This window comes from Pseudomonas sp. DTU12.1, from assembly GCF_009873475.1.
Lineage (GTDB): Bacteria > Pseudomonadota > Gammaproteobacteria > Pseudomonadales > Pseudomonadaceae > Aquipseudomonas > Aquipseudomonas proteolytica.
In genome coordinates, this window is sequence record NZ_CP045254.1 from 5,029,486 (window position 1) to 5,042,724 (window position 13,239).

Sequence of the window (13,239 nt, forward strand, 5' to 3'; positions counted from 1 at the left end):
TCCCACATTGGTGATGCGGTGTCCTGACAAGTGGGTGCAGGAATGTTAGCTTGCTTGGCATTCTTCCCTGTCGATGAGCCCCACTTGCGATGAAAAAGACTGTCCTCGCCTTCAGCCGTGTCACCCCCCAGATGATCGAACGCCTGCAACAGGACTTCGAGGTCATCGTCCCCAATCCCAAGCAAGGCGATATCAACGCGCAGTTCAATGAAGCGCTGCCCCACGCCCACGGTTTGATCGGGGTGGGCCGCAAGCTGGGCCGGGCGCAGCTCGAAGGTGCGGGCAAGCTTGAGGTGGTGTCCAGCGTCTCGGTGGGTTATGACAACTACGACGTGGACTACTTCAACGAACGCGGGATCATGCTCACCAATACCCCCGATGTGTTGACCGAAAGCACCGCCGACCTGGCCTTCGCCCTGTTGATGAGCAGCGCCCGCCGCGTGGCCGAACTGGATGCGTGGACCAAGGCCGGGCAGTGGAAGGCCAGCGTCGGTGCGCCGTTGTTCGGCTGTGATGTGCACGGCAAGACCCTGGGCATCGTCGGCATGGGCAATATCGGCGCAGCCATCGCCCGCCGTGGGCGCCTGGGCTTCAATATGCCGATCCTCTACAGCGGCAACAGCCGCAAGACCGCAGTGGAACAGGAACTGGGTGCGCAGTTTCGTAGCCTGGACCAGTTGCTGGCCGAGGCGGATTTTGTGTGCCTGGTGGTGCCCTTGAGTGAAAAGACCAAGCACCTGATCAGCCATCGCGAGTTGGGCCTGATGAAACTTAGTGCGATCCTGGTGAATATCTCCCGTGGCCCTGTGGTGGACGAGCCGGCACTGATCGAGGCCCTGCAAACCCAGCGCATTCGCGGCGCCGGGCTGGATGTGTATGAGCGCGAGCCCCTGGCGGAGTCGCCGCTGTTCCAACTGAGCAATGCCGTGACCTTGCCGCATATCGGTTCGGCCACCCATGAAACCCGCGAAGCCATGGCCAACCGTGCCCTGGATAACCTGCGCAGCGCCCTGTTGGGCCAACGCCCGCAGGATCTGGTGAATCCGCAAGTCTGGAAAGGCTAAGACACAACACGACCCACTGTAGGAGCGAGCTTGCTCGCGAAAAACATTAACGATAACGCGTCTATCCTGAACAAACGCAGCGTACTCGGGTTTTTCGCGAGCAAGCTCGCTCCTACAGTTTTTTGGGCCGGCGTCGATAACCTGCCATAGAAGATTGTTATCGCCGATCCACAGAAGGTTTTTATGTCCACCACCAAAGCCCGCGCAGATTCACTCTCGCTTCTGCTCTTTACCTTGCGCAGCGGCAAGCTGATGGCCATCAACCTGCTGAAAGTCAGCGAAATCATTCCCTGCCCGCCGCTGACCAAGCTGCCGGAGTCCCACCCCCACGTCAAAGGCATCGCCACCCTGCGTGGTGCAGCCCTGTCGGTGATCGACCTCAGCCGTGCCCTGGGCGAGATGCCCCTGCAAGACCCCGACGGCGGCTGCCTGATTGTTACCGATGTCAGCCGGTCCAAGCAGGGCCTGCATGTGCAGGCAGTGAGCCGGATCGTGCATTGCCTGACCACTGACATCCGCCCGCCACCCTTTGGCTCCGGCGGCACGCGCTCGTTTATCACCGGCGTGACCCAGGTGGACGGCGTGCTGGTGCAAGTGCTGGACATCGAAAAAGTCATCCACGCCATTGCCCCCGCGCAAATCGAAGTCGCGCCCACCGACCTGACCATGGAAGAAGCCGAAGTGCTCGGCAATGCGCGCATCCTGGTGGTGGACGACAGCCAGGTGGCCCTGCAGCAATCGGTGCACACCCTGCGCAACCTCGGCCTGACCTGCCACACCGCACGCAGTGCCAAGGAAGCCATCGATGTGCTGCTGGAGCTGCAAGGCAGCGCCGGGCAGATCAATGTGGTGGTGTCTGACATCGAAATGTCGGAAATGGACGGTTACGCCCTCACCCGTACCCTGCGTGAAACCCCGGACTTCCAGGACCTCTACGTGCTTCTGCACACCTCCCTGGACAGCGCGATGAACAGCGAAAAAGCGCGCTTGGCCGGGGCCGACTCGGTGCTGACCAAGTTCTCCTCGCCCGAGCTGACCAAATGCCTGGTGGTCGCGGCCCAGACCGTGGCGCAAAAAGGCCTGTAAGTGACAGCGTATTACCAACTGCTGCGCCGCGACCTCACCAAGAGCCTGCCCGCGCCGCAGTGGCCAGCCGACACCCGTCTGGACCATTACCGCGATGAGCTCGCCCCGGCGATCCATGCGGTGTTACGCATGACCCAGGCCCAGGGCGGCGGCCACGTGCCCAACCTGAAGACCTGGCAGCAGCAATTCATCACCGATGCGGAATTTGACCCCACGCTGTGCCTGGTGGCGAGTAATGCCGACGGTATTCTTGGCGTGGCCCAATGTTGGACCAGTGCGTTTATCAAGCATCTGTGCATCCACCCTTGCGCCCAGGGCCAGGGACTGGGGCGCGCCTTGCTGCTACATAGCTTCCAGGTGTTCAAGCAGCGCGGCGAACCCTACGTGGACCTCAAGGTGCTGGAAAGCAATCAGCGCGCACGCCAACTGTATGAGAGCGCCGGCATGGTCTTGGTGCTGCGTGACGTGGTCAGCGAAGACTGAGCGGCGCTGGCGCATAACTTGCTTCCAGAGTCTGCGAGCGGCGGATAGAGGTAAAAACCCGTCACCGCTCAAGAGAGCCCTCTGACCTGGCCTGGTAGCAGATCCTCCATGAATACCCATTTTTCCTGCGTTGGTTGCGGCAAATGCTGCACCGACCATCATGTCCCCCTGACCCTCGACGAAGCCCGCCAGTGGGCGGCAGATGGCGGCAACGTCATCGTGCTGGTGGAAGGTTTCCTGGGCAATGGCCTGGGCCTGCCTCTGCAACAGCGCGAGCATGCCGAACGGCGTTCAGTGGTGGTGCCCAGCGGCAATACCCAGGCGTTCGTGGCAATCACCTTTGCCGCCTACAACGCCGGGCGCTGCCGGAATCTTGACGAAGACAACCGTTGCGGCATCTATGAGCGCAGGCCGCTGGTCTGTCGCATCTACCCGATGGAGATCAACCCGCATATCCCGCTGAACCCGGCCGCCAAGGATTGCCCGCCGCAATCCTGGGAACAAGGCCCGGCGCTGATCGTCGGCGGTGAACTGATGGACCAGGAACTGGCGGACCTGATCCGCCGCTCGCGCCAGGCCGACCGTGACGATGTGCAGACCAAGGAGGCGGTGTGCGCCCTGCTGGGGATTCGGACCACGGCGCTCAAGGGCGATGGGTTTACCGCTTACCTGCCGGACATGGGCGCCTTTGCCCAGGCCATTGAATTGGCCGCGACCCAGCCAGCTGGGGCCAATGAATGGGTGTTCCATGTCTCCGGGATGGACATTGCCGAGCAGTTGCTGGACGCCGGGGCGCAGATCGCCACCGACGTGCCGGCCAACTACGCGTTCATCTCCCTGCGCGCTGCCTGAGGGCCGTCAGAGGCGTAAGCCTGTCGCTGTGTCGGGCGCGCTTGTAGTGGCGAGCGGGCTTGCCCCGCGCTGGGCTGCGTAGCAGCCCCACTCCAGGCACCGCAGTTGTTTCAGACATACCGAGCCAGCAGGTTTTGGGGCGGCTTCGCCACCCAGCGCGGGGCAAGCCCGCTCGCCACTGGGAGGGCGGCGGCAGGTCGGGAGTTTGGGGGCGGCTGCAGCGCAGCAGTTTTCTTGGACTGTAGATTTCTTGCGGCCAGCGCGCTTGTGGTGGCGAGCGGGCTTGTCGTGGCGAGCGGGCTTGCCCCGCGCTGGGCTGCGGAGCAGCCCCACCCCAGGCACCGCAGTTGTTTCAGACATACCGAGCCAGCAGGTTTTGGGGCGGCTTCGCCACCCAGCGCGGGGCAAGCCCGCTCGCCACTGGGAGGGCGGCGGCAGGTCGGGAGTTTGGGGGCGGCTGCAGCGCAGCAGTTTTCTTGGACTGTAGATTTCTTGCGGCCAGCGCGCTTGTGGTGGCGAGCGGGCTTGCCCCGCGCTGGGCTGCGTAGCAGCCCCACCCCAGGCACCGCAGTTGTTTCAGACATACCGAGCCAGCAGGTTTTGGGGCGGCTTCGCCACCCAGCGCGGGGCAAGCCCGCTCGCCACTGGGAGGGCGGCGGCAGGTCGGGAGTTTGGGGGCGGCTGCAGCGCAGCAGTTTTCTTGGACTGTAGATTTCTTGCGGCCAGCGCGCTTGTGGTGGCGAGCGGGCTTGCCCCGCGCTGGGCTGCGTAGCAGCCCCACCCCAGGCACCGCAGTTGTTTCAGACATACCGAGCCAGCAGGTTTTGGGGCGGCTTCGCCACCCAGCGCGGGGCAAGCCCGCTCGCCACTGGGAGGGCGGCGGCAGGTCGGGAGTTTGGGGGCGGCTGCAGCGCAGCAGTTTTCTTGGACTGTAGATTTCTTGCGGCCAGCGCGCTTGTGGTGGCGAGCGGGCTTGCCCCGCGCTGGGCTGCGTAGCAGCCCCACCCCAGGCACCGCAGTTGTTTCAGACATACCGAGCCAGCAGGTTTTGGGGCGGCTTCGCCACCCAGCGCGGGGCAAGCCCGCTCGCCACTGGGAGGGCGGCGGCAGGTCGGGAGTTTGGGGGCGGCTGCAGCGCAGTAGTTTTCTTGGACTGTAGATTTCTTGCGGCCAGCGCGCTTGTGGTGGCGAGCGGGCTTGCCCCGCGCTGGGCTGCGGAGCAGCCCCACCCCAGGCACCGCAGTTGTTTCAGACATACCGAACCAGCAGGTTTTGGGGCGGCTTCGCCACCCAGCGCGGGGCAAGCCCGCTCGCCACTGGGAGGGCGGCGGCAGGTCGGGAGTTTGGGGGGCTGCAGCACAGTAGTTTTCTTGGACTGTAGATTTCTTGCGGCCAGCGCGCTTGTGGTGGCGAGCGGGCTTGCCCCGCGCTGGGCTGCGGAGCAGCCCCACCCCAGGCACCGCAGTTGTTTCAGACATACCGAACCAGCAGGTTTTGGGGCGGCTTCGCCACCCAGCGCGGGGCAAGCCCGCTCGCCACTGGGAGGGCGGCGGCAGGTCGGGAGTTTGGGGGGCTGCAGCACAGTAGTTTTCTTGGACTGTAGATTTCTTGCGGCCAGCGCGCTTGTGGTGGCGAGCGGGCTTGCCCCGCGCTGGGCTGCGGAGCAGCCCCACCCCAGGCACCGCAGTTGTTTCAGACATACCGAACCAGCAGGTTTTGGGGCGGCTTCGCCACCCAGCGCGGGGCAAGCCCGCTCGCCACTGGGAGGGCGGCGGCAGGTCGGGAGTTTGGGGGGCTGCAGCACAGTAGTTTTCTTGGACTGTAGATTTCTTGCGGCCAGCGCGCTTGTGGTGGCGAGCGGGCTTGCCCCGCGCTGGGCTGCGTAGCAGCCCCACTCCAGGCACCGCAGTTGTTTCAGACATACCGAGCCAACAGGTTTTGGGGCGGCTTCGCCACCCAGCGCGGGGCAAGCCCGCTCGCCACGACAAGCGCGCTCGCTCGTCACTGCCGCAGGTTAGCGGCGTTTGCCCCAGAACTCTTCTGCCAAGCGCCGCAGGTCTTCCGCCAGCGCGGCGACGTCGCCCGAGCTGAGCTGGCTCTGTTGGCCGGCGCTGACGGTCGCCTCGCCTGCATTGCGGATGCCGACGATATTGCGATTGATGTCCTCGCTCACCGCGCTCTGTTCTTCCACCGCCGCCGCAATCTGCACACTCATGGCCGTGATCTGGTTGACCCGCTGGCTGATGCCATCCAGGGCCGACGCGGCGCGCTGGGCATGGTCGACGCTGACTTCGACATGCTGGCTGCTTTGCTCCATGGCCATCACCGCATCACGGGCGCCGCCCTGCAAGGTGCTGATCATGCGTTGGATTTCATTGGTGGATTGCTGGGTACGTTGCGCCAGGCCGCGCACTTCGTCGGCCACCACCGCAAAGCCACGGCCCTGCTCGCCAGCCCGCGCCGCCTCGATGGCCGCGTTGAGGGCCAGCAGGTTGGTCTGTTCGGCAATCGCCCGGATCACTTCCAGTACGCTGGAGATATCCCCGCTGTGGCTTTCCAGTTGATGGATCACGGTGGTGGCCCTGGCCAGTTCCTGGGACAGGCGCAGCACCGCATCGCGGCTTTCGTCCACGCGCAGATGGCCTTCACGGGTCTCGCTGCCGGCCAGGTCTGCCGCTTTCGAGGCTTGTTGGGCGTGGCTGGCAACTTGCGCCACACTGGCCGCCATCTGCTGGATGGCGGTCGCCACCTGGTCGGTCTGGCTCTGCTGGCCCAGGGTGCTGGTGTGGCTGCTGTCCAGTTGCTGGACCAGGGCGGCGGCGTGCCCGGATAAACGCTGCGAGGCATCGCCAATCCGACCCACCACCGCGCCCGCCTGGGCTTCGAGCATTTGCATGGCAAATTCGATTTGCCCCAGCTCGTCCGCGCGCCCGGTGTAGATCGCCTGGCTGACGGGGTTGTCGGCAATCTGCCGCGCCCGCTCGCTCAATTGCCTCAGGGGCCGCAACAACAGATTGATGCCCAGCACGCCAACCGCGCCCACTGCCGCCAGGCCCAGCACTTGCAACGCCCATGAATAACTGGCCAGCCCGGCCCCCACGCCCCAGGTCAGCGCGCACGTCGCCCCAGTGACCAGCGACAACTTCATCGGCATCTCCAGCACCGGCCGCATGCGCCGGGAGCCTGCGCGCAAACGCACATAGGCGCGCTCTGCCGCTCTCACTCGGCGTGCGTCGGGCTTGGTGCGCACCGACTGGTATTCCACCGTCGCCCCGTCGCGGGTGACCGGCGAGGCATAGGCGCTGACCCAGTAGTGATCACCGTTCTTGCAGCGATTCTTCACCATGCCCATCCACGAGCGACCACTTTTGAGGGTCTGCCACATATGGGCAAACGCCGCCGACGGCATGTCGGGATGGCGTAGCAGATTATGTGGCGCGCCCAGCAGTTCCTCACGGCTGTAGCCACTGATGTCGATAAAGTCCTGGTTGGCGTAGGTAATCGAACTACCTAGGTCAGTGGTCGAGAGGATGTTGGCGTCTTGGGCAATGTCCACACTTCGACCCGTGACCGGGAGATTGATCTTCATGGAAAGCGCGCTCGGGGTTGTTGAGGGAGTCGGCAGGGGCACCGACTCTAAGCGCACCGGTTGAGCAAATACTGATCCAGCTCATGTTCCACGCATTTAGTTACCCGCTACCCCCGTCAACGATCCGGGAGGGTCGCCGACCACGGCCACGCACTCGATCGCCACCCGTGCGCCGCGCGGCAGCCGGCGCACGGCCAGCACACTGCGGGCGGGCAGCCGGCCTTGGGCGAAGTAGCCCAGGTACACGTCGTTGACCAGCTTCAGGTCCTCCAGCTCGACCAGCATCAAGGTGCACTTGACCACGCGGTCCAGCGACGACTCATGACGCACCAATAGTTCGTGCAGCGTATTCATCAGCTGTTTCATCTGCGCGCCCGTACCGCCCTTCACCAGATTGAGGTTGGCATCCACCCCGGCAATGCTGGAGGTGTACAGCGTATTACCGACCCGCACGGCCTCGGAAAACGGCAGCTTCGGGTCAGCGGGGTAAAACTGCGGCTCGAGCGGGTCCTGAGCATTGGCGGCGTCGTGTGCCTCCTGTGGATAACCCTGGAGAATGCGCTGGTACTCGCCGCTCTGCCTGAGCTGCTCCAGTGCGCGGTTCAGCTCACTGCGCAACTCGGGGTCGGACTTGCGCACGCCGATGGCCACGGCAGTGCCCATCTGCTGGCCGGCCACCGGCGGGCCGACGAAGTCAAAAGCCCGGCCCTGTTCGGTATCGAGCAACTCCTGGCGGATTTCTGCGGTGCCTTGCAGCGTCGCGTCGATATCGCCCGCGACCAGGCTGCGGATCAACTGGTCGTTAAGCCAGAAGCTCTTGATGATCACCCCGGCCGGCGCCCATTGCGCCAAGGCGAAGGCTTCACGGTTACTGCCGGCCAGCACCCCGACGCGCTTGCCCTTGAGCGCACGCACGGTCGGCAGCAGCCCGGAGTACTTGCGGGCCACCAGGTGGGTGGTGAGGGGATAGAGGTCGTCGGTGAAGTCGATCAGTTGCCGACGCTGGGGGGTGGATGCCATGCCCATGATCGCATCGAAACGCCGGCGTTCCAGGGCATCAATGCTGTGGGAAAATACCTGGTCGACCCAGGTGCAGCGCACATCGAGCTGGGCACACAGGGCATTGCCCAGTTCGATGTTCAAGCCCACCAATCGCCCTTGGGCATTGCGGCTTTCATAGGGCGGGAACTGCGGGGAGATCGCGAAGCGGATCTCGCTGCGCGGCGCAGTGCCGGCCACCGCCGCCATAAAAAAGCCGCCCGACAGCAGCAGCCCAACGGATAACACGAAGATCTTTGCCAAAGCCATGCAGACATCCCTTTCCTGAAAAACCCACACCCTCAACCCAAACTGCTGCCAACCAGGCGCGGCGAAGGGGTATCAGGCAAGCTTTCAAGAAAAGGTCGTGGACCGACAAGACGAAAAGTCAGCAATGGCTGTAGGCACAACTGCCGTCAGCGTTTACCCATCGAGCGGCGGGTGCCTGGCGGCGCCATACCAGGGGTTTTGGTGTGGCCGTTCTTCGCGCCGTTTTTGTACCACGGCTGATTGCTGTCTTTCGCCCCGGCCAGTTCACCCGGTTTGAAGGGGAATTTGAAGGCCGGGATCACCGGCTTGGCCTCACTGTCGAGGCTGTCTGGATCAGCGAGTTCGGCGCTTTCAACAGGCGGTTGTGTCGGGCAATTCATGGAAGCTCCGGAGCGTGCAAAAAATGACGCGGGCCCGACTTGCGGGCCACGCTGGCGCGCAGTATACCTGCGCGCCCTGGTTCTTTAACCACTGCCCGTACGAATGGTCGACCTTTGCTGTCAGCGCTGTCAGTTAACGGTCACTTTGCTGACCGGGTTTGCCGGCTATAAAGAGCCTTCACTCTTCCCATTCTCTGTCCGGACGCCGCGAGCCCATGCACATTCAACGCAAAACCACCTTGATTGTGCTCGCCGTCGTGGCCCTGGCGGTCGTGGCCTGGGTCGCGACCCGGCCGGCCAAGACCAAGCTGTCCGCCTCCACTGCGATCCCGGTGCGGGTGGTCAGTGTCGCCCAGCAGGACATCCCGCGGTTTGTCAGCGGCATCGGCTCGGTGCTGTCGCTGCACAGTGTGGTGATTCGCCCGCAAGTCGACGGCATCCTCACCCGATTGCAGGTCAAGGAAGGGCAACTGGTCAAGGCCGGCGACCTGCTGGCGAGCATCGACGACCGGGCGATCCGCGCCAGCCTCGACCAGGCCAGGGCCCAGTTGGGCGAAAGCCAGGCGCAGTTGCAGGTGGCCCAGGTCAATCTCAAGCGCTACAAGGAGTTGAGCATCGACGACGGCGTGTCGAAGCAGACTTACGACCAGCAGCAAGCCCTGGTCAATCAGCTCAAGGCCACGGTCCAGGGCAACCAGGCGGCGATTGATGCGGCCCAGGTCCAGCTTTCCTACACGCAGATTCGCTCCCCAGTCAGCGGTCGCGTCGGGATTCGCAATGTGGATGAAGGCAACTTCCTGCGCACCAGCGACACCCAAGGCCTGTTCTCGGTGACGCAGATCGACCCGATTGCGGTGGAGTTTTCCCTGCCACAACAGATGCTGCCGACCCTGCAAGGCCTGATCGCCGCGCAACACCCGGCCAGTGTCGATGCGTTCCTGGGTGCCGACACCGAGAGCCCGGCCGCGATCCTGCTCGGCGAGGGCCGCCTGAGCCTGATCGATAACCAGATCAGCGCCACCACCGGCACCATCCGCGCCAAGGCCGAGTTCAGCAATGCCGCGCAAACGCTGTGGCCGGGGCAACTGGTCACGGTAAAGATCCAGACCGCCCTCGACAAGGCCGCCCTGGTGGTGCCACCGACCGTGGTCCAGCGCGGCATGGACTCGCACTTTGTGTACCGCCTCAATGGCGACAAAGTGGACGTGGTGCCCGTGCACGTGGCCTACCAGAACAGCGACCTGACGATTGTCACCGGCGTGCAGCCCGGTGATGTGCTGGTCAGCGACGGCCAGTCACGCCTCAAGGCCGGCGCCCAGGTGGAGGTGCTCAAGGAGCCGCCGCAAGTGATCCAGACCGCCCAAGCGCAGGCCCGGCCATGAAGGGCCGTGGCTCGGTATCGGCGTGGTGCGTCGACCATCCGGTCGCCACCCTGCTGTTGACCTTTGCCCTGGTGCTACTGGGGTTGATCGCCTTCCCGCGCCTGCCGGTCGCGCCGCTGCCAGAGGCGGAGTTCCCGACGATCCAAGTCACCGCCCAACTGCCCGGCGCCAGCCCCGATACCATGGCGTCCTCGGTGGCAACGCCCTTGGAAGTGCAATTCAGCGCCATCCCCGGCATGACCCAGATGACGTCCAGCAGCGCCCTGGGTTCCAGCCTCCTGACCCTGCAATTCACCCTCGACAAGAGCATCGATACCGCCGCCCAGGAAGTCCAGGCAGCGATCAACACCGCGGCCGGCAAGTTGCCCAGCGATATGCCCAACCTGCCGACTTGGCGCAAGGTCAACCCGGCGGACAGCCCGGTGCTGATCCTCAGTATCAGCTCCAACAACATGCCCGGCACCGAACTGAGCGACTACGTGGAAACCCTGCTGGCCCGGCAGATCAGCCAGATCGACGGGGTCGGCCAGATCAGCATCACCGGCCAGCAACGCCCGGCGATCCGCGTGCAGGCCTCGCCGGACAAGCTCGCCGCCATCGGCCTGACCCTGGCCGACATCCGCCTGGTGCTCCAGCAATCGAGCCTGAACCTGGCCAAGGGCGCGCTGTATGGGCGCGACAGCGTGTCGACGCTGTCGACCAACGATCAACTGTTCCACCCCGAGGAATACGGCGACCTGATCGTTTCCTACAAGGACGGCGCGCCGGTGCAATTGCGCGATGTGGCCCGGGTGATCAATGGTTCGGAGAACGCCTACGTGCAGGCCTGGTCCGGTGACACGCCGGGGGTCAACCTGGTGATTTTCCGCCAGCCGGGGGCCAATATCGTCGACACCGTGGACCGCATCCAGGCCGAGTTGCCGCGCCTGCAGGCGATGCTGCCGGCGTCGGTGGACGTCAGCTCGTTGTCGGACCGCACCAAGACCATTCGCGCCTCGCTGCATGAAGTGGAAATCACCCTGTTGATCGCCGTGTTGCTGGTGGTGGCGGTGATGGCGCTGTTCCTGCGCCAATGGTCGGCAACCCTGATTGTTTCCAGCGTGCTGGGAGTATCGCTGGTGGCCACTTTTGCCTTGATGTACGTGATGGGCTTCAGCCTGAATAACCTGACCCTGGTGGCCATCGTCATCGCCGTGGGTTTTGTGGTGGACGATGCGATTGTGGTGGTGGAGAACATCCACCGCCACCTTGAGGCCGGCCTGGACAAGCGTGAAGCAGCAATCAAGGGCGCCGGCGAGATCGGGTTTACCGTGGTGTCCATCAGCTTCTCGCTGGTGGCGGCGTTTATCCCGCTGCTGTTCATGGGCGGCGTGGTCGGGCGCCTGTTCAAGGAATTTGCCCTGACGGCGACCTCGACCATCCTGATTTCGGTGGTGGTGTCCCTGACCCTGGCGCCGATGCTGGCCGGGCAGTTCATGCGCGCCCCCACCCACCATCCCCACGACAAGCCGGGCTTTGGCGAACGCCTGCTGGCCGGCTATGCGCGGAACCTGCAACGGGCACTGGCCCATCCGCGCACGATGCTCGCTGTCTTCACCGTGACCCTGGGCCTGGCGGTGGCCGGCTACGTGTTTATTCCCAAGGGGTTTTTCCCGGTACAAGACACCGGCTTTATCCTCGGCACCAGCGAGGCGGCGGCGGATGTGTCCTACCCGGATATGGTGGCCAAGCACCAGGCCCTGGCCGAGATCATCAAGGCTGACCCGGCAGTGGAAAACTTCTCTCATTCGGTGGGTGTCACCGGCAGCAACCAGACCATCGCCAACGGCCGCTTCTGGATTGCCTTGAAGGATCGGGGTGAGCGTGATGTGTCGGCCAGCCAGTTTATCGACCGGATCCGCGCCAAACTGGCCCAGGTGCCGGGGATCGTGCTGTACCTGCGCGCTGGCCAGGATATCAACCTCAGTTCCGGGCCCAGCCGCAGCCAGTACCAGTACGTGCTCAAGAGCAACGATGGCGCGACCCTGAACACCTGGACCCAGCGCCTGACCGAAAAACTGCGCGCCAACCCGGCCTTTCGCGATCTGTCCAACGACCTGCAACTGGGCGGCAGCATCACCCACATCAGCATCGACCGCCAGGCGGCGGCACGGTTTGGACTGACGGCCACCGATGTCGATCAGGCGCTGTACGATGCGTTTGGCCAACGCCAGGTCAATGAATTCCAGACCGAAACCAACCAATACCAAGTGGTGCTGGAGCTGGACAGCCAGCAACGGGGCAAGGCCGAGAGCCTGAATTATTTCTACCTGCGCTCGCCGCTCAGTGGCGAGATGGTGCCGTTGTCGGCGCTGGCCAAGGTCGACCCGCCGACGGTCGGGCCGTTGTCCATCAGCCATGACGGCATGTTCCCGGCGGCCAACCTGTCGTTCAACCTGGCACCGGGCGTGGCCCTGGGCGACGCGGTGATCATGCTCGACCAGGCGAAGAACGAAATCGGCATGCCGAGCACCATCATCGGTAACTTCCAGGGCGCGGCCCAGGCGTTCCAGAGTTCATTGGCCAGCCAGCCGTGGTTGATCCTCGCGGCGCTGGTGGCGGTCTATATCATCCTCGGCGTGCTGTATGAGAGCTTCGTGCACCCGCTGACGATCATCTCGACCCTGCCCTCGGCCGGCCTGGGCGCGCTGATCATGCTCTGGCTGCTAGGCCAGGACTTTTCCATCATGGCGTTGATCGGCCTGGTGCTGTTGATCGGTATCGTCAAGAAAAACGGCATCCTGATGATCGACTTTGCCCTGGAAGCCCAGCGCGTGCGTGGGCTGGCACCTGGCGAGGCGATTTACGAAGCCTGTATCACGCGGTTCCGGCCGATCATCATGACCACCCTCGCCGCCCTGCTGGGCGCGGTGCCGCTGATGCTCGGCGCAGGCCCCGGCGCGGAGTTGCGCCAGCCCCTGGGGATCGCGGTGGTCGGCGGGTTGCTGGTGAGCCAGGCGCTGACGTTGTTCACCACGCCGGTCATATACTTGTACCTTGAGAAACTTTTCCACAGACCCAAACCGGCCCTCGGGTTGGCGACCACACATTGAGGC

The 13,239-nt window shown here is 64.1% G+C and carries 9 protein-coding genes; 6 read left to right on the top strand and 3 right to left on the bottom strand.

What is annotated here, in order from left to right; translation table 11 throughout:
* The first annotated feature begins 89 nt into the window (after window positions 1–89).
* The 4 genes from GDV60_RS22215 to GDV60_RS22230 all read left to right on the top strand — a co-directional run bounded on the left by GDV60_RS22215 (window position 90) and on the right by GDV60_RS22230 (window position 3,485).
* Entirely contained in the window at window positions 90–1,064 is a 975-nt protein-coding gene (locus GDV60_RS22215; RefSeq protein ID WP_159908780.1) for a D-glycerate dehydrogenase, read from the top strand.
* Between the two features lie 183 nt (window positions 1,065–1,247).
* Window positions 1,248–2,150, top strand: a complete 903-nt coding sequence (locus GDV60_RS22220; protein WP_159908781.1) for a chemotaxis protein CheV — start codon at window positions 1,248–1,250, stop codon at window positions 2,148–2,150.
* Window positions 2,151–2,633 (top strand): N-acetyltransferase, encoded by a 483-nt coding sequence (locus tag GDV60_RS22225; RefSeq protein WP_070995630.1) that lies wholly within the window; start codon window positions 2,151–2,153, stop codon window positions 2,631–2,633. It abuts the gene before it with no gap.
* 108 nt (window positions 2,634–2,741) lie between these two features.
* Window positions 2,742–3,485, top strand: coding sequence for a YkgJ family cysteine cluster protein (locus GDV60_RS22230; RefSeq protein WP_159908782.1), 744 nt, complete (start codon window positions 2,742–2,744; stop codon window positions 3,483–3,485).
* Window positions 3,486–5,499: 2,014 nt separating this feature from the next.
* On the opposite strand, the gene GDV60_RS22235 is transcribed toward GDV60_RS22230, so the two are convergent.
* The 3 genes from GDV60_RS22235 to GDV60_RS22245 form a co-directional block, all read right to left on the bottom strand.
* Window positions 5,500–7,074: a PAS domain-containing methyl-accepting chemotaxis protein gene (locus GDV60_RS22235; RefSeq protein ID WP_092238192.1), complete on the bottom strand. Its 1,575-nt coding sequence runs from the start codon at window positions 7,072–7,074 to the stop codon at window positions 5,500–5,502.
* Window positions 7,075–7,170: 96 nt separating this feature from the next.
* A complete protein-coding gene (locus GDV60_RS22240; RefSeq protein ID WP_159908783.1) occupies window positions 7,171–8,382 on the bottom strand; it encodes a transporter substrate-binding domain-containing protein in 1,212 nt (403 codons plus the stop codon).
* 146 nt (window positions 8,383–8,528) lie between these two features.
* Window positions 8,529–8,762 carry a hypothetical protein gene (locus tag GDV60_RS22245; protein WP_029297855.1) on the bottom strand — a complete coding sequence of 78 codons (234 nt, stop codon included), beginning with the start codon at window positions 8,760–8,762 and terminating at the stop codon, window positions 8,529–8,531.
* A gap of 215 nt (window positions 8,763–8,977) precedes the next feature.
* On the opposite strand from GDV60_RS22245, the gene GDV60_RS22250 reads away from it, so the two are divergent.
* Both GDV60_RS22250 and GDV60_RS22255 read left to right on the top strand, forming a co-directional pair.
* Window positions 8,978–10,144, top strand: coding sequence for an efflux RND transporter periplasmic adaptor subunit (locus GDV60_RS22250; RefSeq protein WP_159908784.1), 1,167 nt, complete (start codon window positions 8,978–8,980; stop codon window positions 10,142–10,144).
* A complete protein-coding gene (locus GDV60_RS22255; RefSeq protein WP_159908785.1) occupies window positions 10,141–13,236 on the top strand; it encodes a multidrug efflux RND transporter permease subunit in 3,096 nt (1,031 codons plus the stop codon). The genes GDV60_RS22250 and GDV60_RS22255 overlap by 4 nt, the downstream gene beginning before the upstream one ends.
* Window positions 13,237–13,239 lie beyond the last annotated feature (3 nt).